At 58.9% G+C, this 25,782-nt stretch carries 15 protein-coding genes and 1 riboswitch; of the genes, 9 read left to right on the top strand and 6 right to left on the bottom strand.

Annotation, left to right across the window (positions count from 1 at the left end; genetic code table 11):
- Window positions 1-18: 18 nt before the first annotated feature.
- Together U9R25_14075 and U9R25_14070 are read right to left on the bottom strand one after the other, a co-directional pair.
- Entirely contained in the window at window positions 19-612 is a 594-nt protein-coding gene (locus tag U9R25_14075) for a DUF1349 domain-containing protein (protein MEA3337034.1), read from the bottom strand.
- 61 nt (window positions 613-673) lie between these two features.
- Complete coding sequence (locus U9R25_14070) at window positions 674-1,720, bottom strand: fatty acid desaturase (GenBank protein ID MEA3337033.1); 1,047 nt, start codon at window positions 1,718-1,720, stop codon at window positions 674-676.
- A 332-nt stretch (window positions 1,721-2,052) separates the two neighbouring features.
- Here U9R25_14070 and U9R25_14065 point away from each other — a divergent pair, with 332 nt between their 5' ends.
- The 7 genes from U9R25_14065 to U9R25_14035 all read left to right on the top strand — a co-directional run bounded on the left by U9R25_14065 (window position 2,053) and on the right by U9R25_14035 (window position 11,917).
- A complete protein-coding gene (locus U9R25_14065) occupies window positions 2,053-4,872 on the top strand; it encodes a putative glycoside hydrolase (GenBank protein MEA3337032.1) in 2,820 nt (939 codons plus the stop codon).
- A gap of 82 nt (window positions 4,873-4,954) precedes the next feature.
- Complete coding sequence (locus U9R25_14060) at window positions 4,955-6,274, top strand: hypothetical protein (GenBank protein ID MEA3337031.1); 1,320 nt, start codon at window positions 4,955-4,957, stop codon at window positions 6,272-6,274.
- A 125-nt stretch (window positions 6,275-6,399) separates the two neighbouring features.
- Window positions 6,400-6,516, top strand: a riboswitch (SAM riboswitch).
- A 114-nt stretch (window positions 6,517-6,630) separates the two neighbouring features.
- Entirely contained in the window at window positions 6,631-7,842 is a 1,212-nt protein-coding gene (locus U9R25_14055; GenBank protein ID MEA3337030.1) for an aminotransferase class I/II-fold pyridoxal phosphate-dependent enzyme, read from the top strand.
- 13 nt (window positions 7,843-7,855) lie between these two features.
- Window positions 7,856-8,887 carry a ThiF family adenylyltransferase gene (locus tag U9R25_14050; protein MEA3337029.1) on the top strand — a complete coding sequence of 344 codons (1,032 nt, stop codon included), beginning with the start codon at window positions 7,856-7,858 and terminating at the stop codon, window positions 8,885-8,887.
- An 86-nt stretch (window positions 8,888-8,973) separates the two neighbouring features.
- Window positions 8,974-9,198 carry a hypothetical protein gene (locus U9R25_14045; GenBank protein MEA3337028.1) on the top strand — a complete coding sequence of 75 codons (225 nt, stop codon included), beginning with the start codon at window positions 8,974-8,976 and terminating at the stop codon, window positions 9,196-9,198.
- A gap of 15 nt (window positions 9,199-9,213) precedes the next feature.
- Entirely contained in the window at window positions 9,214-11,688 is a 2,475-nt protein-coding gene (locus U9R25_14040; GenBank protein MEA3337027.1) for a penicillin acylase family protein, read from the top strand.
- Window positions 11,681-11,917, top strand: coding sequence for a hypothetical protein (locus U9R25_14035; protein MEA3337026.1), 237 nt, complete (start codon window positions 11,681-11,683; stop codon window positions 11,915-11,917). The genes U9R25_14040 and U9R25_14035 overlap by 8 nt, the downstream gene beginning before the upstream one ends.
- Before the next feature lie 296 nt (window positions 11,918-12,213).
- Here U9R25_14035 and U9R25_14030 read toward each other — a convergent pair whose 3' ends face one another.
- Complete coding sequence (locus U9R25_14030) at window positions 12,214-13,326, bottom strand: LysM peptidoglycan-binding domain-containing M23 family metallopeptidase (protein ID MEA3337025.1); 1,113 nt, start codon at window positions 13,324-13,326, stop codon at window positions 12,214-12,216.
- Between the two features lie 179 nt (window positions 13,327-13,505).
- Here U9R25_14030 and U9R25_14025 point away from each other — a divergent pair, with 179 nt between their 5' ends.
- A complete protein-coding gene (locus U9R25_14025; GenBank protein ID MEA3337024.1) occupies window positions 13,506-14,387 on the top strand; it encodes a class I SAM-dependent methyltransferase in 882 nt (293 codons plus the stop codon).
- Between the two features lie 49 nt (window positions 14,388-14,436).
- Window positions 14,437-15,141, top strand: coding sequence for a nucleotidyltransferase domain-containing protein (locus U9R25_14020; GenBank protein ID MEA3337023.1), 705 nt, complete (start codon window positions 14,437-14,439; stop codon window positions 15,139-15,141).
- A 67-nt stretch (window positions 15,142-15,208) separates the two neighbouring features.
- Here U9R25_14020 and U9R25_14015 read toward each other — a convergent pair whose 3' ends face one another.
- From U9R25_14015 to U9R25_14005, 3 genes are all read right to left on the bottom strand, one after another.
- Complete coding sequence (locus U9R25_14015) at window positions 15,209-16,858, bottom strand: lipid II flippase MurJ (GenBank protein MEA3337022.1); 1,650 nt, start codon at window positions 16,856-16,858, stop codon at window positions 15,209-15,211.
- Window positions 16,855-18,018 carry a tetratricopeptide repeat protein gene (locus U9R25_14010; protein ID MEA3337021.1) on the bottom strand — a complete coding sequence of 388 codons (1,164 nt, stop codon included), beginning with the start codon at window positions 18,016-18,018 and terminating at the stop codon, window positions 16,855-16,857. The genes U9R25_14015 and U9R25_14010 overlap by 4 nt, the downstream gene beginning before the upstream one ends.
- Window positions 18,019-18,130: 112 nt before the next feature.
- Complete coding sequence (locus tag U9R25_14005; GenBank protein ID MEA3337020.1) at window positions 18,131-25,747, bottom strand: tetratricopeptide repeat protein; 7,617 nt, start codon at window positions 25,745-25,747, stop codon at window positions 18,131-18,133.
- Between the last annotated feature and the right edge of the window lie 35 nt (window positions 25,748-25,782).

Below are 25,782 nucleotides of genomic sequence, written 5' to 3'. Positions count from 1 at the left end.
GACTGACTCCCTGCTCGACTATGTATCCCACTGATTCTCACCGGTTGCCAGATACTCAAAGGTGCACTGAAATCCTTCTCCGACCGGGCTACAAGCATAGAGACCTGCGTCAAGGCTTTCCGGGCAATTGGCAAGGTGGGTAATCCTCATCTGATACCAACTTTCACCGTCCCATGAATATTCGATCAGAAAGTCCTGGCCGCTTTTACTGATGCGATAGGATATTGTGTAGACCGGCGTTGTGATATCCTGGGTGGCCCAATCGGAGAATCCGCCGTTTGTCACCACCGAACCCAGTCGGCTCAGCGAGCTGTTCTCATATTCCAGGGAGCACTTTATCCAATTCGCGCTGTCCACCCTCACCATCAAACCGCACTGGTCATATTGGGCAACAGGGGCAAATTCAGTTCTGGTTTCCAAAGTGAAATCACCCTGTATCGAGGTCAACAGGCAGTGCCCATTATCCCTGCGAAATCCGTAATGGGTGCCCTGCCAGAAATCGGTCTCAGGTCGTGTCATCAATGTTAACCCCTGACCAGTGGAATAGGCCAGGGGCTCATTTAACCAGCGAAAAGCGTCTGGCAGTGTTTCAGACAGGAATTCAAATTTCATTATCCTCAGTGAACCTCCCTATCTTTCCCGGAGACCTCTCCAGACGCAAGGCCTGCCTCGACTATGGGTTGGGTTTGGCGGGCGCGGATCGAAGCTCAGCTGCCCGTTTCGCCTCGGAAAAGCCTACCAGCTGATGATTCTCCTCATCCCATAGGCGGAAGCCCAGTGACTTCAGACTCGACCTGGGCGTCACCGGGGCAATCTGAAACAGGGAGTTCTCGTTGTTGGCCTGCTCCAGGTTGTAATTAGGGATTTTGGGGCTCAGATGGTGGATATGGTGAAAGCCGATGTTACCGGAAAACCACTGCAGAAGGCTGGGCAATTTGTAATAGGAGCTGCCCTGCAGAGCGGCGTCGACATAGTCCCAGTCCTCATGCCGTTGCCAGTACACCCCCTCGAACTGGTGCTGGACGTAGAAAAGCCAGACTCCGGCACTGGCGGCCAGGCAGATGACCGGTATTTGAATAAGCAGATACGCTTTGAGCCCAATTGTCAAAGTTGCGACGACCGCAATGGCCAGCAGAGCCACATCGGTCCAGATAACGCTGTTCCGCGCCCGCTTGTCCTTCTCCCAGAACCAGAGTCGCTCGAAGACCAAAAAGCTCATCCATGCCCCCACTGTTAACATTATCGGCGGGAAACGATAAACCCGGTAGCCCAACCGTTTTAACGGGGGGGATTCCAGGTACTCATCTACCGTCATGGTCCACACGTCGCCCGCTTCGCGCCGGTCCAGGTCTCCCGCCGTAGCATGATGGATGGCGTGGGCTCTGCGCCAGCGATGGTAGGGGGTGAAGGTCAGGACGCCGGTGAATCTGCCCACCCACTCGTTGGCCTCTCGGGAGGCGAAAAATGAGCCATGGCCGCAGTCATGGAAGATGATGAAGATCCGAATCACGAAGCCTGCGGCTGGAATGGCCAACAGCAGAGTCAGCCAATACGAGATGTCCAGGCTGAAATACATCAGGACCAGCAGCACGAAGTAGGGCACAACGGAAGTGATCAGCTGTATCACACTTCGGTTGAGGCTGGCCGTCTGATACCTGGCAACAATCTGCCGCCAGGCCGATTTGTCCTGGGGCAGCTCTTGATTCATAGTTGTAGTCATGGTTTTGCTCCAGTCTGACGAAGCTTTCGTATCTCAATCCATGTCCGTGGCACACAGCAGCCACCATTTACGCGCAACCCTGCCAAACACTCTGTTTTTGTCCCTGTTTGCCAATAGTTGATCCGCATTATACCACAATAGTCGACTGTGTACGTGACGGGTGGGTAGCTGTTCAGCGCATACCGCGGCGCCTGAGAAATTCTCCTGTCGATGCCCTTCTGCTTTTTCAAAACAATTGCCGCCGGTGGGGCGCTGTGCTATAATACGGGCCGTTCCGACCTTAAAGATGAAGCGTCGGAACCATCGATTTTTTGACCAGGGAGGATCTGTTCGTGCCAGATGCAAACACCGTGCAATCCCGTCAACGTACGGTGACCACTATACTGATTGCCATTCCCATTGTTCTTCTCGTTCTCTATCTCATTCCGGTCAAGGTCGGCGGTCAAGTCACCGACGCCCGGACAGCGCAACCCCTGGCCGATGTGGCGGTCGATCTGGGAAAAAAAGAGATTCGAACCGATGCCGAAGGACGTTTCTCCACACGCACCTTCCGCTTCCGGCCAGTAAACGCCAGTATCGAGCTCGATCGCTACCAACCGTGGCAAGGGAAGAGCCAGTTCAACTTGATTCCCCTGTTGCCTGCCTCCATCGTTGCGGCGGTGCAACCTAACCGGTTGGGTGGCCAGATCGTCGATGCTTCCAGCAATGAACCGGTGCCCGGTGTGATTCTTACTGCAGCAGACCAGTCCGCGACCAGCGACAAGGCTGGCCAGTTCGAGTTGCTTAACGTGCCCCGGGAGAATGTGATCCTCCAGGCGGAGTCCGATGGTTTCATTCCATTTCAGCAGGCGGTGGACGCCGGGCAGCTGGCAGCCAATGCGAGTATGTTGACCCTTCAGTTGCTGCCCGACGGCTTGCGCGGTACTGTCAGCGATGCTGCCACCGGGCAGACCTTGCCAGGCGCCTCGGTACTTTTCGGTGACCGCACCACCGAAAGCCAGGATGATGGTTTCTACTATGTCTCACATGTCAGCGGCAGTGACCTGTTGCAGGTGATCTTGCCCGGGTACCTGCCAGCCTCGATCGCAGTCGAGTCGACGGCCATTCTGGCGGGGGAAGAACCACTTGACGTAGCCCTGGAGCCGACGGTGTTGTCGGGCAAGGCTGTCGATGGACGCACCGGTGAGCCCCTGGCTGAGACGAAGCTTGCAATCGGCGGTAAAACCCTGATTGCCGACGAAGCCGGCGGTTTCCACTTCCAAGGGCTGCACGGCAATGGTCTATTGCTGGAGGCGTCGCTCGCCGGCTACGAGCCCGTTCGGGTGGCTGTGGATGAGACCAGCCACCTGTTGGATGGCCAGGACCTGGTCGTGGAGCTGCTGCCGAAGCATCTGGCAGGCCGTGTCTTCAACCTGGTTACCGACAGCCCCCTGGCTGGCGCCACTGTCATTGCCGGCAACAATGGGGCGGATACCGACGACGATGGCCGCTTCATTTTGTGGGGCGCCGAAGCACCCCTTGAAGTGGTAGTCAGCGCTGAGGGCTTCTCCGATGCTGAGTCCAGGTTTGACGACAACCAGGAGATTCGGGTCGCCTTAAAACCGAGGCATGCGGTGATCACGGTGGAGGATCTGGAATCGGGTGAAAGGCTGCCGGGGATTTCGTTGATTGGCCCGCGTAGCCAGAACACTTCCGATGCCCAGGGGGTTGCCCTGTTGCGTCTGCTGGATCCTGGCGAGGTTTTCACCGTCACGGCTGATGGATTTTCGACAGCGGTCATTCCTTATGACGGGGCGGACCAAGTTCAGGTGCAGCTCTACCGGGATACGATTGCAGGCCATGCCGTCGACGGCAAGAGGGGCGAAGGGATCATCGGTGCCACGGTGTACGTTTATGATGGCGCGCAATGCCAGGGCGCGCAATGCCAAGGTACTGAACCGGCGGTCATGGCAGATACAAACGCCGACGGCAGCTTTCTGGTCGAAGATGCGCCACCCGATGCCCAGGTGATGGTCAAGGCGCCAGGATTCGATCTCTATTTTCCCGAGGCGCTGGACCAGGGCGAATGCGGCGCTCCCTATTGCCTGGAAGCGGAGTTGCAGCCATTCGAGGCACGGGGCTTTTACATTCCCTTCCACTATCTCTATAACCGGGCGCTGATCGAGGAACGGCTGGACCTGGTAGCAAATTCACCCGTGCTGAACACGGTAGTGGTCGATATGAAAAGTGACCTGGGTGAAATCGCCTGGGAACCCAGGAACGAGGTGGCCCGGGACATCGGGGTCTACGACCCGAATCTCATGAGCGCTCAGGAGTTCCTGGAGAAAGCCAGGGAGCGGGGCATCTATACCATTGCCCGCTTTGTGACCTTTAAGGACAATGCCCTGGCCGAGGGACGCCCGGAATGGGGCGCCCGCAAGAAGGACTCCCCTGGTGTGTTGTGGCGGGACGCCGAAAAGCTTGCCTGGGTCGACGTCTATCGGGATGAGGTGCGCCAATACGAAATCGATCTGGCCAAGGAACTGGCCGAACTGGGCTATGATGAGATCCAGTTCGATTACTTCCGCTTCACAGGCCATCCCGATCACACCCAGTTTGACTACGTGGTGGAAAGCACTACCGAGAACCGGGTCGAGGCCATTACCACCTTTTCCAGCGAGTTGATGGATGCGCTGAAGCCCTACGGCGTGTTCACATCGATCGACGTCTTTGGCAGCATTATTTTGACAGGCCAGGAACCCTTCATTGGTCAGAATCTGGCCGAAATGGCAGCGGGACTCGACTACGTGAGTCCAATGATCTACCCTCAGGTTTGGTGGCCCGGGACCTTCCCCGGTTGCGATGAGCCGGTGCTTTGTCCCTATCAGGTAATCTATGACAGCACCGAACGGGTACGGGACACCGTGGCGCTGCCCACGCGGATTCGGCCCTGGTTGCAGGGTTATCCCAACAACTATCGAAGCTCGGGGCCTGCTGCCGGCTATAACTATTCGGTACCCGAGATGATGATCCAGCGCAAGGCCGCGGACGATGCCGGCGCCGACGGCTGGCTTTTCTGGTCGGGCGGTGGCAATTTCCCCGATCAGATCTTTGGACCGATGCCCTCACTGGTTGACCTGCAGGCCCAGGTGGCTGCCCGCCAGGGAAGATAGCCTGCTGGCCTGAGAACCGCGGACCGCAGCCAGAGGACGGCGGTCGGTGGTCAGCGGTCATCAGTCTTAAGGAGAGTAACTCATGTCCCGTTCACTTCGTATCATCCTGGTTCTGATTTTGATTGCCGGCGGGAGCGGGCTTTTGCCGGCTTTCCAGGCGCCCCTGGATGCTCAGGAAAAGCCTGAACAATCGATAGAGACAGTCGCGCCAGCGGCTCTGGTGGGCTGTGATCCCGATGGTGTGCAAAGCAGCGGGGCGATCTATCGCATCTGTATGCCTCCCGATTGGTGGTGGAACGGCGATCTGGTGATCTATGCCCATGGTTACGTCGCCTACAATGAGCCGCTGCAAATTCCCGAAGACCAGCTCTGTCTCGACGACGGCACCTGTATTTTCGATATTGCCAACGTCCTGGGCTACGGATTCGCCACTACCAGCTATGCTACCAACGGCCTGGCCGTCAAACCTGGTGTTCAGGATGTCGTCGATTTGATCGATATCTTCGCTCAACAGTATGGCACGCCAGATCGGGTATTTGTGGTAGGTGTTTCCGAAGGAGGCCTGGTTACAACGCTGGTGACAGAGCAGTACGCCGGCCTGGTGGATGGAGGGCTGGCGACTTGTGGTCCGGTAGGCGATTTCAACGTCCAGACCAGTTACTTCGGCGATTTTCGCGCAGTATTTGATTACTTCTTTCCTGGACTCGTGCCGGGAAGCCCCGTAAACATCCCCCAACCGCTTATCGACAATTGGGATGACTTCTACCAGAACGTTATCCAGCCGGTGGTCTTTGATCCAGTCAACCGGGCGGCGCTGCAGCAATTGTTCAGCGTTACAGGGGCACCATTCGATGTCAATGATCTCGCCTACTCCGTGGACGAATCCCTGCACGATGCTCTCTGGTACAACGTGTTCGCAACCAACGATGCTATCGGAAAGCTGGGCGGCCAACCTTTCCACAACCTGACGCGTGAGTATACGGGGTCACTGGATGACGCGGCATTGAACGCCGGTGTGGCGCGTTTCGGGGCAGACCCGGCCGCCATTGCCGAAATCACCGCTCATTACCAGACCTCCGGCCAGTTGAGCGTGCCGTTGGTGACGATGCATACGCTGAGGGACCAACAGGTGCCCTACTATCACGAGGGCATCTACCGGCTCAAGACACTGTCCACCGGCTCGGCATTCCGCCACATCAATATTCCTATTGACCGGTATGGACACTGCGAATTCACTACCGTGGAGGCGATTGTAGCCTTCGCGATCATGATATTCATGGCTACGGGCGAGTCGCTTGACCAGGTGGCGGTCCAAAAGCTGCTTCCCGAAAAGACTGATCAAGCCCGGTTCACGGAGCAGTTCCGGCAAGTACAGGCGGAATTCCTCAACCAGAAACAGTAGGAATAGCGCGGAAAGTGTATCGGATTCGGTGGGAATCATGCACAGAGGTAGTAGGGCACTGCTTGACAAGGCTGCGGCCCTGTGGTAAAACTGCGCCACAATCCAAATAGCGTAAGTTGATTACGCCCTTATCCAGAGAGGTGGAGGGAACGGCCCTGTGAAGCCTCGGCAACCGGGAACTCGCCCATTGCGGCGAGGACCAAGGTGCTAATTCCGTCAGCGATACGGCTGGAAGATAAGAGGACGCGACGTTGTGGTTATCGACCTCTTCACCCGGGTGAAGAGGTCTTTTCTCAAGCGAAGCTTCCCCAACCTCCTGGATAATGGCTTGCGCCAGTTCCAGGAGGTTTTGCAATATGTGCGTTGGAAACGACAGTGTCAACAGACCGGGACCTTCGACGCAGTCGGTCCATAGCGGCGAAGTCCGCCGTAAGGCTCATAGCAGCCTTACGGTGCCTGTTTTCCAGACCTCGACCTACACCTTTGAAGACACCGCCGATCTGGTGACCTATATGGAAGAGCGGCTGTTTTGGGATGAGCCAAAGCGGGTCGAGTATGGCCGCTACGGCAATCCTACTGTGCGTGCGGTAGAGGCTCGACTTGCGGCTCTGGAAGGTGGGGAAGATGCTGTACTTTCGCCCAGTGGCATGGCGGCAATCACCGGGACGCTGTTTGTATTCCTGAACAGCGGCAGCCATCTGATCATGACCGCTGACTGTTATCGTCGCACTCGTGACTTCGCGAATACGTTCCTGAGTCGCTTCGGCGTCGACTTCACCGTCGTGCCGGCCGGGGATCTGGATGCCGTCGAGGCGGCCATTCGCCCTGAGACGCGCATGATCTTCTCCGAGTCGCCCACCAATCCTTTCATGCGATGTCTGGATATGCAGCGCCTTGCCGGGATCGGACGCAGGCACAAGATTCGCACAGTGATTGACAGTACCTTCGCGACACCTTTCAACCTGCGGCCGCTGGCGTGGGGAGTCGATCTGGTGATCCACAGTGTCACGAAATACCTGGCAGGCCACAACGATGTGTTGGCCGGCGTGGTAATTGGCAATGGCGGTCTGACGGTGCCGTTGCGCCAGATGCAAGGAGTGCTGGGCAGCATCGCCGATCCTCAAGCCGCTTTTCTGGTAGGGCGCGGCCTGAAGACCCTGGGGCTGCGGGTGGAGCGGCAAAACGACAATGGCCTGGCCGTGGCCCAATTCCTGGAGAATCATGCCAGGGTACGCCGTGTATGGTATCCGGGCCTGGCGAGTCATCCGGATCATGCAATTGCTTCTGCCCAGATGGAGGGATTCGGCGGAGTGGTCAGCTTCGAGCTGGCAGGTGATCAGGAGACCGCCAGTCGATTCGTCGATGCCCTGCAGATTCCCTACATTTCGCCGAGCCTCGGCGGGGTGGAGAGTCTGGTCAATCAGGTGCGATTGATCAGTTATTTCGACGTCGACCCAGAGCAATTGGAGGAAATCGGCATTCGGCCAGAGCTGGTGCGATTGGCTTGTGGCATCGAAGATGCAGAGGATCTGATTGCTGATCTGGCCCAGGCGTTGAAGAAGGTGTAGTCAGGATACTTGCATGAGCTCACAGGATCTCTCCCGATATGTTCGCCAGACGATCTTTCCCGAATTGGGAGAAACGGGACAACGAAAGCTACTGGAGTCGACTGTGGTATTGCTTGGCTGCGGCGCCACTGGCACGGTCATCGCCAATCATCTTGTCCGCTCAGGCATCGGGCGATTGCGCATCATTGACCGCGATTTCATCGAACTGAACAATCTTCAGCGGCAATTGCTCTTTGACGAGCAGGACATTGCCATGCGGTTGCCCAAGGCGGAGGCGGCCCGGCGGAAGTTGGCCGCCGTCAACTCCGATATCGAAATCGAAGGAATTGTGGCGGATGTGAATCCCGACAACGTGGTGAGCCTGCTGTCGGACGCGACGTTGGTGATGGACGGTTGTGACAACTTTGAGACCCGTTTTTTGATCAATGATGCCTGCGTCAAAGCTGGGATCCCCTGGATCTACACCGGTGTCATCGCTGCCTATGGCATGAGCATGACGATTCGTCCCGGCGAAACGGCCTGCCTGCGCTGTTTAATGGTTGATATGCCGCCGCCCGGTGCAGCGCCTACCTGCGATACAGCCGGGGTACTGGGGCCGTCGGTAGCTGTGGTAGCCTCCATTTCGGCTGGCGAGGCGTTGAAACTGCTGGCAGGTTTCGGTCAGCTGAACGATGGTCTGCTCAACTTCGACCTGTTGGACAACAGCCTGGACCAATTCAGCGTTTTGAGGCGATCCGATTGCCCCACCTGTGGCGAGGGTTCTTTCGAGTATCTGGATGCAGAACATGGATCCCGCACCGTCACCCTTTGCGGGCGCAACGCTGTGCAGATCAGCATCACAGGCAATTCGGGCCTTGATCTGGAGGGTGTGGCACGACGGCTGCGGGCCGCCGGTATCGAAAAGCTAAGCGTCAATCCCTACTTGCTGCATGCAACTCTGGACGGGCTGGAGGTCACCCTGTTTCCCGATGCCCGCGCGATCGTCAAGGGTACCGACGACGAACGGGTAGCGAGGACCGTGTATGCCAGGTATGTGGGGTTGTAGGGATATAACTGGAGTTTGCCCTTTTTACCGTGGAATCCTATAATCAGGGAGAACTTTCCATTGGTCCAACGAAAGGGAGACTGCATATGCGCGGTGATGTCGCTGACCAGCTTGACGATCTGGCGAAACAGGCTGAAGCGCTGGCAAAAAACCTGGCGTATTACTGGGACGAGCAGGGTGTCTCGCAGCTACAGATTTTCATTGACCCCGATCTTTTTCAATATATCGACAGGCTTTACAACGAATCGCGGGAATTCGCTTTGCAGTGCACGGCTTTGTCTGCGCTGGCCGACAAACTGCGCGTCGATTGATCTGAGGCCTGCCCGATGACTCCCGGTTATTCCATCGCTCTGGTGGCCCTGATCATCGTGACAGTGGGGCTGCTGCTTTTCCTCGGCATGATCTGGTACATCTTTCTTCGTCCCCTTGCACGCACCGAGGGAGAACAGACGGTCGCGGGGCTTCGGCAGGCTGTCGAGGTGGTACGGGACCGGTGGGGGATTCCCCATATCTATGCCCAAAACGAGCAAGATGCCTACCAGGCCCAGGGTTATGTCCATGCCCAGGACAGGTTCTTCCAGATGGAATATGCGCGCAGGTTGAGCAGAGGAACCTTGTCCGAGGTGTTTGGATCCGCTACGTTGGCAGCCGATCGCTGGTGTCGCATTGTAGGGCTGGAACGCAGCGCTGCACTGGACCTGGCAATGCTGGGCGAAGCGGAGTTGGCAAACCTGACAGCCTACGCTGCGGGCGTCAATGCATTTATCGAACAAAACCGGCTGCGGTTACCTGCCGAGTTTTCCATCCTGGGCCATAAACCTGGACCCTGGACTCCCCTCGATACCATCGGAATCGTGAAGGTGTTGGGCTGGGCGCTCAGCCACAACTGGCAAGGAGAGATTCTGCGGTTGCAGCTTCTCGACCTGTTGGGTCCCGGGCGCGCCGCTGAATTGGAGGCTCTTTACCCTGAGACAAGCCCCGATATTCTGCCGACCTATGGCGAGATCGAGGGGCAGGCGGTTGCCGAAACTGCCGGCCGGGTTCGGCTGGCCTACGATTCGGCAGCCCAGTGGTTTGGCGGCAGCGGTCAGGCCGCCAGCAACAACTGGGTGCTTTCGCCAGACCGCACCGCAACCCGCCGTCCGCTGTTGGCGAACGATCCCCACCTTCATGTCTCGATGCCGGCAATCTGGTACCAGAGCCACCTGGTGGCTGAGGATGGCTCGCTGGCAGTCTCCGGTGCAGGCATTCCTGGCGTACCTGGGATCCTGATTGGGCACAACGAGCAGATCGGCTGGGGCATCACCGCGGGCGTGGCAGACACCCAGGACCTGTACGTGGAACGACGGGATACTGAGGATCCAAGCCGTTTTCTTTCGGCGGACGGCTGGCGCAGGGCACAGGTTTTGCGGGAGGAGATTGGCATCCGCGACCAGGACGAAGCTCACGTGGAGGAGGTGTTGATCACCGACCACGGCCCCTTGATCGACGGCCTGCTTCCCGACGAGCAACGAGCCAGGTTGCCATCGCTGGCGTTGCGCTGGTCCGGCCATGAGCCGGCCACCTCGTTCAAAGGGCTGTTTTTGCTGCAGAAGGCGGGGAATTGGAGCGAGTTCAGGGCCGCCCTGGCTCATGTCGCGGACCTGTCACTGAACGTGCTATATGCGGATGTGGCAGGCAACATTGGCTATCAGTATGTGGCTCGCGTTCCCAAACGAAAAGGGGGCTTCGGGCTTCTGCCCAGTCCGGGCTGGGCATCTGATAATGACTGGGATGGCTGGATAGCCTTCGAGGAATTGCCGCACGCGCTCAATCCAACGGAAGGGCAACTGCTCTCCGCCAACAACAAGCCCGCATCCGATGCCTATTCCTTTTTTCTGGGCGAGGATTGGTCGCCCGGCTACCGGGCGACCCGTATCAAACGGATGTTGGAAGTGAAGCCGCGCTACACGGTGCAGGACTTTCAGCGAATGCAGATGGATGTCTATTCCGTTCAAGCGGAAGCGCTGGTGCCCTTCATGATCATGGTCAATGGCAGTACCCAGCTTGAACAACGAATCGTGCGGGAGTTGGAGACATGGAATCTGCACGTCGAAGTGGATAGTTTCGGGGCAGCCGCCTACCAGGTGATGCGCTTGCATCTGGCCGGCCTTGTGTTCGGGGATAAGTTGGCGGGCCTCGAAACCTATTATGAGGGAATGACTTTCAGCGATGTGTTCAAGGCTTCCAGTTTCGCTGGAAAGGCAGGGCAATGTCTCGTAGCGTTGTTGGACCAGGAGAAAAGTTGGTGGTTCGGCGATGCAGCGACCGGCCAAACCCGTAACCGGCAAGAACTGCTTCAACTTGCGTTAAAACAGACAGCGACAACATTGCGGGATCTTATCGGAAAGGATCCCCGGAAGTGGGCCTGGGGCAAGGTTCATCAGGTGGAATTCGCTCACATCCTGGGACGCCGGCGACTATTGAGCGCCATTTTCAACCGCGGCCAGTATCCCGTCGGGGGCGATGGACACACAGTCTGGATGACCGGGTCCGACATGCAATTGCCCTTTGGGCTGGTGAACGCTACGGCCAACTATCGCCAGGTGTTGGATGTCGGTGATTGGGACCGCTCGACGGCTGTTCTATGCACCGGGCAGTCAGGGCAACCAGGAAGCGCCCACTATGCCGACCTCATCGACATGTGGCGCGAAGGAGATCAACATCCCATGCTGTGGAGTCGTGATGCGGTCGACCGAGAGGCTGATGTTTCACTTTGGCTCAAGCCGGTTGAGGAGTTTTCGGGGATGTCCAATGAATAATCCCAACAGTTCCAGGGATGCACCGGACGGAAATCAAGACTATGGACAGAACTGGTCTGCAAGCCCGCCGCGGGCGGAATCGGCGCTTGATTCCGACGAAAACGTTCAGAAAATGGGCGGATTTGTCCTTGGGCTGGGATTTCTCCTGATCATTCTCTCCTACGCCTGTGCCGCCGCGGTTGTAATCGGCTTGCTGTGGTTTGTATTCACGCGGGTTGTATTGCCCTGACAATCGAGGGCACGATAGACCTGAATGAACCGCAGATGACGCTGACGGATGCAGATCGGACATCAGAAAAGATCAGAGAAGATCGGCGGAAATCTGCGCAGGAGGTCTGCGCAAATCAGCGGTCCTCTGGCTTGTCCAGATTTGGAATGAGAATTCATTTACTTGCTCAATGACAAATGAGACAGTAATTTTATCCCGATTCCTTAAGGCGATGATCGGTGTGACCGGGTTTGCGGTTCTTCGTGGGGGGGATACGGAGGTGAACAAGGTAAGGTCGGTAGTTATTCCTGACCGGTCTATGGTTCCAGGAGAGGCTCCGGGTCGATCAAATAACCGAAATCTCGCAGCTCAAAGTGAAGGTGAGGTCCGGTGGAGTTGCCGGTGGAACCCACGGTGCCGATGATCTGGCCCTTTTTCACTACATCGCCTTGCTCGACATAGGACTGGTGCAGGTGAGCGTAGAGGGTGACGTAGTCGATGTTGTGGTCGATGATTATCCGCCCACCGTAGCCAATCTTCGAGTAGCCAGCCTTGAGAACAACGCCGTTGTCGACCGCTCGCACAGGGCTGCCAACAGGAGCGGCGATGTCGATAGCCTTGTGCCGGGCAGCAAAACCCTGGGAGATGATTCCGTCGACCGGCCAGACGAAGTCGCCATCGCCATAAGGCCAAATTGGCGGCTCGACGGTTGGTTCCGGCACGGGCTCGGATGCCGGCGTTGCAGTCGGGTCCGGGGTCGTCGCTGGCGCTGACCCGGCTTCGGTGCGACGGTTTCCGGCGGCCTGTTTATCTGATTCTGACCTGACACCATAGGGAATCAACAGACGGCGCCCAACCGTCAGGGTTGTTTCAGGAGCTATGCCATCAGTGTCCAGTTCATTCCAGGCAGTTTCCAGAATGGCGGAAACTGCGACTTGATAGCGCTCGGCGATCTGCACAAGGCTCTCGGATTCTGTGACGGTATGACACAGGTATTCCGGGCCCGGGATGATGATTTCCTGCCCGGGTCGCAGCAGGCTGAGCGCAAAACTACTGGATGGTGAAACACAGGCCATGACATCCACATCGCGACCCAACTCGATGGCCAGCGCACTCAGGTCATCATGTTCCTGAAGGATATAGGTGCTGTGCTCCCCGGGTGGTGGCAAGATCTCGTGGCCGCGGAAGGTGCTGGCATTGGTGACTGCCAGCGGAAGAAAATAGCGTAGCAGTTGTTGCTCTTCTGGCTGCGCCATTGGTGTAACTGTTTCAGTTGTGGTGCCAAGCGACTTTTCCGCCGGCGGTGTGGGTGGCGCTGCATACACCAGGTTTGGTGCTGACAAGAACAAGATGACCAGCAGTAAAAAAACTGCCGGCAGCGCGCCCAAATGCAGGCAGGCGAAACCGGAGATGGGGATTTTCCCACCCACGTCTAACGACCCACTCGTGTTTCGGTTTGTCTGAGAAGCGCCTGATAAGAATGTCATGAATCCGACGATGATTTTACAGGATAACCGGCCTAAAGAGCAAATTACCAATTGTCAACTGTTAATGGCGGTAATATACTCAAGACGGACCTGCTTGCACAGAGGTTCCCGGAGGAGCTGTTTTGAAACAAAAAACGCAATCGCGGCTGCAAACAACGTTATGGGAAATCTATGATCGTCCTCAGCCGCCGGTGCCGTGGCGGGATGGTGACAACCTGCCATGGGACGATCCGGACTTCAGTGAGCGGATGTTGCGCGAGCATCTGGACCAAAGCCATGGTGCTGCCTCGCGACGCAGCCGCGAGATATTGCAACAATCTGATTGGCTCTGGGATCACCTGAATCTACGGCCGGGAGCCAGGCTTCTTGATATAACCTGTGGCCCCGGTCTTTACGCCACGGAATTCGCCAGCCGGGGGGTTCAGGTAACCGGAATCGACTTCAGCCCTGCCAGCATTCGCCACGCGCGAAAACTGGCCGAGAAGCAGGGCGTAGAAGACCGCTGCAGCTTCATCCGGGCCGATGTCCGTGGGGCGCTGCCGGAGCAGGCCGGACAGGGCTACGATGCCGCGATTTTCATCTACGGACAACTGTCTGTCTTCCGGCGCGAGGAGGTGGCCAGTCTGTTGGAGATGGCCTGCAGTTCGTTGCGGGCGGGGGGCAGACTGGCGGTGGAATTGCTCGACTACGATCGAATCGACAAGAAGGACAGCAATTTCTGGTTCACCGACGATACCGGGCTGTGGAGCGAGTCTGCCTTTTTCTGCCTGGGGGAACGCCACTGGGATCCGGAGCAACGGGCCTCCATCGATCGTTTCCATATCATTGATCTGGCGACTGGAAATCTTCAGGTGGTTGCTGTCTCTGAAAATGGATACGAAACCCAGGAGATGTTGGGCCAGCTTAACGACGCCGGCTTCAGCCAGGCGTGGGCCATCCCGGCATGGCGAGGTATCGAGCTGTATGACGGGGAGGAATGGATGGTCTACCTGGCGGAGCGGTGATGATGTCAGAATGTCAGAGTGTCGGAGTGACACGAAGAAGGAGTATGTGATGGAGGCGATTGATGCGGCGCGGGCACTGATTGAGCGGGACTTTCCCGACTGTCTGGCGGCTTTTCTGGCGGGTAGCGTGGTTCGGGGAGAGGCCACAGCAACATCAGACCTGGATATCATGGTGATTCGAGGTCCTGAGCAGGAAACCTTCCGGGAGTCCCTTCGAGACTTTGGCTGGCCTATCGAGGTCTTCGTCCACACGGAGGAGACTCATCGCCGCTTCGCCGCCAGCGACGCTGCCCGACGCAGGCCTGCCACCTCACGCATGGTGTGTGAAGGCATAATCCTTGTGGATCAGGATGGGCTAGCGACACAGTTGAAACAGGATGCCTGTGCCCTTCTCGCGCAAGGGCCGCCACCCCTCGACGAGGATCGGATCGCCATGGCTCGTTACAGCCTGACCGATCTGCTTGATGACCTGATCGGTTGCCAGGATGAAACGGAGGGCCGCTTCATCGCCCAGTTGCTGGCCGAACAGTCGGCAGACCTGATCGTCGATATCCATGGGCAATGGCGAGGCCAGGGCAAATGGCTGCCCCGGGCGCTGGGTGTGGTTGATCCGTCGTTGCCAGTCGAGCTTTCAGACGCGCTTCGGGAGTACTATTGTCAAGGCGACTGCACGGCCCTCATCACCTTTGCGAAGAAAACACTGGATCTGGCCGGCGGGCCGCTGTGGGACGGATTTCGCCTTACCTCGAATTGAATCCTGGGCGGAGGGCAGGGAGACCGAGGAGCGAAAGGCAGGGAGTCAAGGGAATGTGGTTGCCGGGTTATTCCGGTCGGACCCCACGCTGTCGAATGAGGTCCCAGGCAAGTCCAAGTTCTTGCACCTGCAGGAGCCAGGCACTGGCAAGAAACACCAGCCCGCCCAGGGCCAGAGCCGGCAACAAGGCCCAAGAGGAATCGGGAAGAACCCGCAGGACACCAAGCGCTGCTAATGCCATCAAGAGGGAGGCAATGGCTACCTTGGCGTTGAGCACAAGCAGGGAAACCAGTCGTTGCCGATCACGGTCAGCGCTGCGATCTGGATATACCTCGTGCCAGAGTAGCATCAAACCCAGGATTGTGGTCAGCAAGGTGCCCACGGTAAAGCCGATAGCGATTCCCTGAACACCGATCCGGCCGGCCAGCCCGATATCGAGAGAGATGGTGGTCACGGCGAGAACGATGAACAGAATCAGAACGACACCCGCCTTAAATGCCGCGTAGAAATAGGCTTGCACCACCCGGAAGTACCCCAGGAACAGGATACTCACCGCATAGAGACTCAACACGGTTCCCGTCAGCTGGCTTGCCTGTTCGTCGAAGCGTCCCCGTTCAAACAGCAGGCGAATGACAGGCACGCCCAGAGCCGCCAGGCCGATTCCCAGGGGGATAGCAAGAAGCGTGACCAGACGCATGGCAGTCAAGAGGGTCTGTCTGACCTTTTCCCGGCGTCCTGCTGCCAGGTCCTGACTGAGCACGGGCATGCTTGCGGTGGTGATACTGCTGAGAAACACCGAACTGAGCACAAAGGTCAGGCGGCTGGCGTAATTGAGTACAGTTACGCTGCCCGGCGGCAGGTAGGAAGCCACGGCAGTTTCGGCCAGGGTGATGCTTTGGCGCACCAGCGCTCCCGCCGTCGGAGCGGAGGCCAGTCGAGCAGTTCGGCGCAACGTGGGATGACGCAGGTCGAATAGCGGTTGCCACTGCAACGAGGTGTGCCGGCGGGCCTGCCAGGTGACCACCAGCAGCTGGACCACAGCACCGGCAAGAAAGCCCCAGGCCAGCAGGTGCAGACCGCTCCAGTCACTTTCGGTCAGCGATGGAAAAAGAAGGCTTCCCGCCATGAATACGACAATGGCAGTGGTGCTGCGCGCGAAATTGATCGCCGTCGGGAGGGCAAAGATCTGATGGCCGTAGAGCAAGGACCGGAGGACCTCCACAGGACCTGTGAACAGAACGGTCAGAAAGAGGACCTGGGAGAGGCTGGCGGCTAACGCCTGACCTGGTGCCGGCAGGCCTGCAAAGAGGGTGCTCACAAGCCAGGGGGACAGCAGTATGCCCAGCCCGCTCAGCAGGGCCGCCAGAATGGCAACCGCGTTGAAAATCCGGCTGAACGTTTCCGAGAGAGGACTCTCCTGTCCGCCGGCTACGCCGCGGGCGAACAGAGGAACCAGGGTAGCACTGGCGGCCATGCCGAAGACCACGGTGATCAGGAAAGGGAGCCGCCAGGCTGCGAAAAAGGCATCGGTCTGAGTGCCTACGCCGAACGAGGCGGCGATCAGGGCATCCAGCGCAAAGCCTGCCACCACCCCCAGGCCATTGAAGACCGATACGGTCGCAGAACTGGCTACGAGTCTCCTGGCGGGGCTGGTTTGGTCCGCGTTTTCCTGGATCTCTAAGCCTTTGTCGACGCCACCAGGACCTTGATCGGTCACGGAGCCTTCCCGGTCCCGGCATCCAGGCTTTCCAATAGCCGCAGGGCATGGGCATTGTTGGGGTTCAGTCGCAGGGCCTCTTGAACGGCCAAAATCGCACGCTCAGTTTCTCCTGTTGCAGCCAGGACTTCCGCAAGGCGTAAGTGATAGCCTGGATTTTCGGGGGCCAGCTCAACGGCTCGCTCCCATGCTTCGACCGAGGGGTTTAGCTGCTCATTGGCACGGTATGCCCGCCCCAAGAGGACAAAGGCGATTGCCAGATCGTTTTGACGCTGCGATGCCGCGGCCAGGGCGGCGATGGCCTCGTCAAACGCCCTTTCCTCAACATAGATCTCGCCAAGATGAACCAGCGGCCAGGGATTTGTTTCGGCCAGCTGTGCCGCCTGCTTTAGCTGCGTGATCGCCTCCTGGTTACGCCCCAACTTTCGCAAGGAGGTGGCCAAATGCTGGCGCACGTCGGCCCGTTTCGGTCTGATCGCGACAGCGTTTTCGAAGGCGCCCGTTGCCTCCTGCCAGCGTTCTTGGTCCAGAGCGAGGCGCCCCTCGGCCAGGTAACGGTAAAAGGGTGCCAGAAGATCGTTGGCCAGCGATTTTTCATACAGTTCGACGGCCTTCTGGCGGTCGCTGTGCCAGTAACGACCTGCAAGGGCGTGATAAGCGTTGGAGTTCCGGGGATCGATCTCGGTTGCCAGGAGCAGCATGGCCTCGCCCTCGGAGCTGTCCAGGCTGGAGCCGATACGGTGGAGTTGTTGGCTGACAGCCTGATCCAGGTTCGCGCGCTTCCAGATCGCATGGGCATTCTCCTGGCGACCCTTTTCGTCAAGCAGGTTGCCCAAGGCAAGCAAGGCAAAGGGATCCTCGGGATCTGAAGCCAGCACAGCGGACAGGGCAACTTCAGCTTCTTCGTACTGACCAGCCGATGCCAGAGCTACCCCCTCGAGCCACGATGGCGCGGGGAGTTTTTTCAGCAGGGCAGCGGCCCGCTGCAGGCGTTGCTCTTCCACGGCGCGACGGACTGCAGTGGACGATGAGCCAGGTGTTTCCATGTCGTAGCCTCGAGCCAGCGTCCAGATCCCCGGCGTGTCAGCTCCAAGGGGAAGGTCGCCCGCACCGGCGCGGCCCAATAATGCCCCGCGCAGCTCACGACCAGCCCGAGCCATCTGTACATCCTTGCCAAGGCCAGGCAGGCGCAGTACCAGTAACAGCGGGAGAAGCACCAGGACTGCTATGCCAGCCCACTTTCCGGCCTGTTTCGTTTTCAGGAGATCCAGTTTATCGTTCAGCTTTGAGAACCTCCAAAACCTGGCGCGGTGCCTCGCGGTCTGGATCGATTGCCAATCCTCTTTCCAGGGATGCGATGGCCTCATCGATCATATCCCGAGCCCGGTAGGCGGTCGCCAGCGTGAAGTATGCGTCGGCGCTATCGGGTGCTGCGGCAACGGCAGCCTGGTAAGCTGCCAATGCTTGTGCCGACTCGCCCAAGGAGTCAAGGACTTCAGCCTGCTTGATGTAGGCGAAAGGGAAATCGGGTGCGATCCGGTTGACCAACCGGAACTGCTCCAGGGCCTGGTCGATCCTTCCCGAGGCTGTAAACGCGTTGCCCAGGGTCATCTGCAGGCCCACCTCTTCGGGGTTGGCGATGGCAACTCGTTGGTATTCCTGCAGGGCAGCCTGCCACTGATCGGAGGCAGCGTAGGCCTCAGCCAGTTTGAGGCGCAGGGCGCTGTCGCCAGCAGTCGAGGTCCGCATGTCAAGAGCGGTCTTGTAGGCGTCGGCGGCCCTTTTCGGGTGCTCGTAGAGCATCATCAGATCGCCCATGGCTGTATGGGCGGCAACCGAGTCGGGATCAAGGAGCAGCGCATTTCGCAGTGCAGTATCGGCAAAATCAAAACGCAGTGTTCTGAGTTCGGACGCCTGCGCCATATGGGATTGGGCCAGACCGATGTGGGCGTCAACTACCTGAGGTGATTCATCGATCAATTGTTCGAAGAGCTCCTGGGCATCCTCAGGCCGATCCAGGCGAAGCAGATAATTGCCCAATCTCAGACCCAACGGGATCCTGTCGTTCACAATGGATAGGCCTGATTCAAGAATCTCCATCGCATCAACCAGATTGTTCTGGCCCCCGTAGATATCACTCAACAGGCCATAGCCCCGGTAGGACGCGGGTTGCTGGTCGATCAGCGTTTCGGCGACTGTAACGGCATCGTCGGTCTGTCCTAAGCGAAGCAAGGCTTTGCCCAACTGATTCTGTGCCTGCCCCAGAACGCTCATGGCTTCATCGGAACGATCATCGGGTTCGATGCCTTCGATTACTTCCCGGTAGAGGGCTTCCGCCCTGCTGATTTCTCCTTTCGTCAGGTACAGATCTCCCAGGGCGATCTTAAGCTTGTGATCGCCGGGCTTGCGTGTCATGACTTCGAGATAAGCCTCTTCGGCCCTTTCGAAGTCGCCCTGGCTGCGGTAGATCTGGGCCAGGTTGATCCACGCGCCTGGCTTGTCGGGCAACTCTGACGCCAGTTGCAGAAGCTCCTGTTTGGCCTCCTCCACCATGCCAGAGCTCAGCAGACTTTCCGCCAGTTTCTGGCGAACCTCGCTCAGGCGGGGAGCAATCTCCAGCGCAGACCTGTAGAGGGCAGCAGCCTCGCTGTGGCGGTCGAAACTTGCATATAGATCAGCGAGGCCAATCCGGATATCTGGGTTTTCAGATTCCAGCTCAATGGCCTGCCGGAATCGGGCTTCAGCCTTGAGGAAATCCAGGTTACTTCCATCTGGGCCTGTCTGGGCGTAGAGACGTGCCAGTCCTTCCAGAGCAGCAGCGTGGGCCGCATCCAGATCAAGGGCTGTCATAAAGGCAGTCTCGGCGGCTTGCGACTGGCCAGGTTGTGCCAGATAGATATAGCCCTGACGGCTATAGGGCATGGCAGCGCCGCTGGAGAGCCTGATCGCCTCGTCGTAGGCTGCCAACGCCTGCCCTGGTTCAGCCAGATCCCGGTAATTGTCACCGATCAGGACCTGGATCTCGTAGAGGTCAGGCCGGATTTCTGCGATGGCCAGGTTGGTTTCGAGAGCCTTTTGTGGCCTGCCAGTCTCTGAATAAGCGCGAGCCAGTTCAGTCCAGGCCTGCCACAGTTGCAGGTCCCCGGACTCGCCGTCGCTGCCGGGACCGGTCCGCCCGACCACGTCCGGGATCAATTCCAGCAGAGCGACGGCATTTTCGAAGATGGGAATCGCCTCGGCGCTTCTGTCCAATGCCATCAGTACGGCACCTTGGCGAAGATAGGTTCGGAAATCATCAGGATCGATGGCTGAGGCTTGTTGATAGGCATCAAGCGCAGAGTCGAAGTCTGCAATCTGGCTGTAGGCCTGAGCCAATTCGATAAGTGGACCGGCATCATCGGGTTGGGCTGCGACTAACTCCTGATAGGCATCGATTGCTTGCTCGATCTGGCCAACCGCCAGCAATGATTCCGCCACAATCAAGGGAAGTTGCTCCCTTTCAGGATCCAGAGTTTTCTGAAGCAGCGCCAATCCTTCATCCCTGTGACCAGTCGCCAGATAGGCTCGAGCCAGGCCACGGGGCACAGCACTCGTCCTGGCCAGGGCGCGCAGTTCCCCGGTCGTATAGGCTTCCAGTTCCTTCTCCAGCGCACTTTTCAGGTATGGAATGGCCTCATCGGCACGTCCGGAGTCCAGCAGAAAACCGCCTAAAGCAGCTTGAGAAGCCCGATAGCCGGGATCGAGAGTGAGTGCCTGCTGCAGCAAGTCAAGCGCGATACCGGGATGGCCCTGAGCAGACTCGATCCTGGCCAACCCGATCAATGCATCGGGATTGCGGCGGTCGGCGGCAACACCCGATTGGTAGGAAGTCCTGGCGTTTTCCTGGCGATCGGCCCGCAAATAGCCCTCCCCGACCTGCGTCTGCATGAAACTGTCGTCCGGAGCCAGGCCGCCGGCACGGCGAAAGGCGAGCAGCGCCTCTGCCTCATCCTGATTGGCCTGGGCACTCTGGCCAGCAAGCAAGAATCCATAGGCTGATTCCGGCTGGTTTTCCATAAGGTTGTCCGCCAGCGCCGAGGCCTTTTCCAACTGGCCGGTGTCCAGGTGAAATCTCCCCAGTCGCTGAACGGCGCGGGCGTCGGCCGGATCAATGTCGACGGCTCTTTGCAGATGACTCTGGGCTTCCTGCAGCTGATGATCAGCCAGCAGCAACTCTGCCAGCGCCAGGTGAAGCTTGCTTTCATCAGGGTTGGTCTCGAGCAGAGTTGTCAGGGTCTCCCGTGCGTCATCCTGCCGGTCGAGGCTGCGGTACGCCATGGCAAGGGCGAAGCCAGCCTCCTCACCGACCTTGCCATCTCCGGCGCCCGCGATGAGCTCTTCATAGCCAGTCAATATTGCTTCAGCATCCTGGGCGGCAGCCAGGGCATGTCTGAGGCTGTGGCCTGCCGACGGGTGGGTAGGCTGATTCAGCAGCAACGCCTGGAAAAGTTCAATCGCTCTACCGGCATCGCCCAGGGCCAGAAGTGTGTCCCCCAGTTCTCTCTGGGCGTGCAGATTGCCGGGCGCAAGTGCCAGCGCTCTTTCCAGCAACTGCTTCGCCCGCTGCAGCTCAATGCGCTCATCCTGCGCCAACGAAACAGCGGTCCCGCTTTCTCGATTCAATACCTTTGCCAGGCCGATCAGGCTTGCGACGTCCGATGGGTTGGCTTCCAGGGCTTTTTCGTAAGCCAGCCGGGCGTCGGCCAGATCCCCGGTTTCGAGCATACGGTGAGCCATCTGGCGGTTAGCCGGCCCATCATTGTACGCCAGGTCGAGAGCCCTTTCATACTCAGCCAGGGCATCGAGCGGCTGCCCCAACGCCTGGAAGGTGTCGCCAAGCAGTACGCGGGTTTCGGGGCGAGCTGTCTGCCCGTCGACCAGTTCCCGGGCAATTCGATGGGCATCCTCGATATGCCCCTGGTTCAGTAGAACCCGTGCCAGCCCCAGGTTGGCCGATGCCAATGTTTCCTTTTCAACGGTTGCATCTGCGATCTTCTCGATGGCCAGGCGATAGGCTGTTTCGGCATCGGCCAGGCGATTCAGGGTTGCCAGCGTGTCTCCCCGGCCGACATGGGCCAGGGCCAGGGCCGGTCGCCGGCGCGTGATGCGATCGAAGGCGGCCAGGGCCTGTTCGGTGAGACCGCTGTTGGCCAGGGTGTGGGCTTCGGCCAGCATTGCATCCAGGTTGTCGGGATGCCTGGACAGGAACAGATCGAAGGCGTCGACGGCGGTATTCGGCTGTCCCGCGGCGATCAGCGCCTCACCCAGGAAGGTCAGCACGACCACATCATCAGGATGGTCGCTCAGAAGAGATTCGGCAAAGACGATCAGAGATTCGGTGTTGCCCAGCGATAGATAACTGTCAATCAGCGCCTGCTGCACATCTTTCAGGCCAGGCGCCAGCAGGAGCGCCTCCTGGTAGTAACGGGCAGCTTCGCCGAGCTGAGCAAAGGCCACATTGAGATCGCCAAGGCCAATGAGGGTCGTCAGATTTTCGGGATCACCCGCCAGCACTGCGTTAAATGCCTGCTCCGCCTGGGCAAACCGGCTATCGTCCGTCGAGACCTCTCCACCGCTCTCCTGGACCGCCAGATTCAACGTGACTTGCCCCAGGGTCAATTGCGCGTCCAGGTTGTCGAGGTCAAGCCGGGCGGCGGTGAGAAGGCTCGGTTCAGCCCGTTGATTGTCGCCAAGATCGTAAAGGGTCTGGCCGATCAGACCGTGGACCAGTGATACTTCGGGCGCCAGGGCCTCGGCAGCCCGGAAAGATTGCAGTGCTTCGGCAAGCTGACCCAACGTGCGATATGCGTCGCCAGCCAGCACCCGTATCTGGTAGACGTCCGGCCGGAGGTTGGCCATCTCTATGGCGATCTTCAAGGCCAGCGCCGGTTGCTCTTTTTTCATATAGAGCCGGCCCAGATTGTGGGCTGCGGGCCAGTAGGCAGGATTGGCTGTCAGAGCGGCCAGATAAGTCTCGATGGCGGCGTCGCGGTCGCCCGCTGCGACCATCAGGTCGGCTGTGGCGCCGAGCATCTCAGATCGGCCAATACCCAGGGCAACTCCGGCATCGATAACCTCCCGGGCCTGCTCGTATCGGCCTATTTTAATCAGGGTTTGGACCAACGACAGGCGCGCGGCCGCGTTGTCTGGCAGTAGTTCGATGACCGCCTGGAAGAGATCGATGGCATCGTCCGCCATGCCCAATGAATCGAATGCATGCGCGGCAACCAGGAGCGCCTCGGCCGCGTTGGGCAAGGTTTCAACCAGCCTCTGAGCCAGTTCGAGCGTTTCTTCAGGTCGATTCAGGGTCAGCAGGTGATTGATGGAGTCTGCGTAGGCCGGAACCTCCTCCGGAGCCAACTCGATCGCCTGTTGGTAGAGCGCAAGGGCGCCATCCGGGTCACCGAAGCCCTGCAGGGCCGCGGCCTGTACTCGCAGCGGTTCAGGGGAGCGGGGATCGATTTTGCGGGCCTGCTGGAGGTGTTCTTCGGCTGCGTCGACCTTCTCCTGGACCAGATCGGCTCTGGCCAACTCCAGGTGAGCCTCCAGTCGCCCGGGTTCCAGCCTCCTTGCCCTGGTCAAGGTATCGATGGCCTGGGAAATGCGCTGCTGATCGATCAGGAAGCGACCCTGTTCGATCAGCGTGTCGTAATCGTCCCGTAAAACGCGGTTGGCCTCTTCGTAGGCAGCCAGTGCGTCCAGTGGCTGTTGAAGACCATCGAACGCAGCTGCCTGGCCGAGAAGACTGCGGTGCCGGACCGGGTCGCGCTCATCGGACAGATCGATGGCCAGCTGGTACTGGTCGATAGCATCCTGGTAGCGGTGCTGTTCCAGGTAGAGATCGGCCAGCGCCACATGGCCGGCAAGGAAGTCGGGTAAACGATCGAGGGTGTGTTGCCAGCGTTCAACGGCCTGGACATCGTCGGGCAGCTGGGCAATAGTTTGGAGCCACTGGGCGCGGGCGAGCTCGCTTTGCGGCGTGATCTGGAGGATGTGGTCCAGAAGGAGAAGCTGCTGGTCCAGATCCATCAATTCGAAGGGCCGGGCGACCTGTTGCATGATCCAGACCGTCGACCCATCGGGCAGGGGCTCGAATCGACGTTTGATCTGGAACCGGTCGTCGAAGGCCTGTGACGAGTCGATTGTTTCGATCAGGGTGTTGAAGTTGTCTGCCGCAGCCTTCCGGTTGGGATCGTCGATCCCGGTATCGACCTGACAACCCATGTCGCCGGTTTTACCGATGATATAGTCGGAGTTCAAGAGCTGGTAATAGTAATCATCATCGGCCCCCAGCGATTGGAAGGTGATCCGGTCTTCGAGACCTTCGCGCGTCGCGTAAAACGCGAAGGTTTCGTCGGAGAAGCTGTTGAGGCAGGGCAGAACCATCACTGAGCAACTACTGCCTCGCGGGCACTGACGGTCGATGTAGTCGCCGGTGGTGGCGACCAGCCACTTGACCCGTTGCGGTGGGTGTTGCTGAACCAGCGCGCGGCCCGGCGAGATCAGGGGCGCGTCGTCGCTCAACGGAAGCGCTGAGCCTGACGCTGCCGCGGTTGGACCCAACAGGGAAGCCGCCTGGGAGGACACGCCCCAGCTGATGATGGCGAAGTTGATCGTTCCCACCGCCAGCATGACGATGGCAATGCCGGTCGCGACTCTCGACCAGCGGCGCGCCATGGCTTGAGGCTTTCTCAGGACCCGGGGCAGGTCTCGCCACCAGACGACACTCAGAAAAGCAGCAGCAGGCAACAGCGCAAGGATCTGGCCTGCGTCAGGCCCCTGTGCCGCCTCGTTAGCGGCGGCTGCCGGGATCAGGTAACCCAGGAGAAACCAGCTCAAGGGCAGGGCAAATGCCAATCTGATACCGGCGTGGGCCGGGCGTATGGCCTGCCACAGGGCATAGACCAGTCCCAGGATCAGTAACAGCAGGAAAAAACCGCCCATGGCATCGTCCAGATGACTGAGTGTGGAGAGAAACCCGGAGCCCTGTTGCGGCAGCAGCGGTACCCCGGCGGTGAGATAATAGGGCACAAAGAGCAGGGAGAGCAGAAGAGCGAACAGGCCGTTCCACTGGCTGGCCTTCAGGGGCAAACGATGGATCGAACGTTGGATGGCGTTGCGGCTGCGGCGGCGCTGGGAGGTTTCCGCCGCCGGCTGGCGCAGCGTCTGGATGATCACAATGGTCGTTGGGCCGATCAGGAATACCCAGAACAGGTTGGCGGTCAGCATGCCGGCCGCAACTGAAAGGCCAAAGGCGACGGCATAGCGCCGCCTGCGAAATCGGTCTGTGAGCAAGAGGAACCAGATGGACAGGACTACCATCGCGGCCAGGGCCAGGGCTGGGTTGTAGACCCGGGTGTAGGTGAAGACCAGGGGGAACAGGCTGAGCAGCGTGGCGGTTAGCAGGCCCGAGATTTCCCGGGCAGGATCATCACCGGTGGGTGAGCCAATCAGTCCCAGCAGCCTAAGGGCAATGCCGAAGGTGCCGGCCAGCAGGAGGGCCAGAAAAGCCAGATTGATCAGGGTCGCGCCGTCGGCGCCTGGTCCGAAGAGCCAGATCAGCGGGGAGGTGACCAGGTAGTAGAAGGGTGGTTGGCCGTCGGCGGCCTGTGCCAGGCGGCTAACCAGATCCAGGGAAGGATGGGCTACTGCATCGGCCACCCGAAAGGCGCGGGTCAGGTGCAGGGCTGTCTCGCCAATGGGAAAGCGGTTGTCCAGGCGCAGCCAGGCGACAGCACTGACGGCGTGGAACAACCAGAGCAGCGCGAGGGCGACGCTTGCCAGGGAAAAGGACCGCAGCCCGCGGGTTTTGTCCTTGGGCTGCGTTATTGTGTGATTGGATGGGTTCATGCCGCTGTTCAGACGAACAAGATGAATAGCTGCGC

Source organism: Chloroflexota bacterium, assembly GCA_034717495.1.
GTDB lineage: Bacteria > Chloroflexota > Anaerolineae > JAAEKA01 > JAAEKA01 > JAYELL01.
This window is presented reverse-complemented; position numbering and strand designations above follow the sequence as displayed.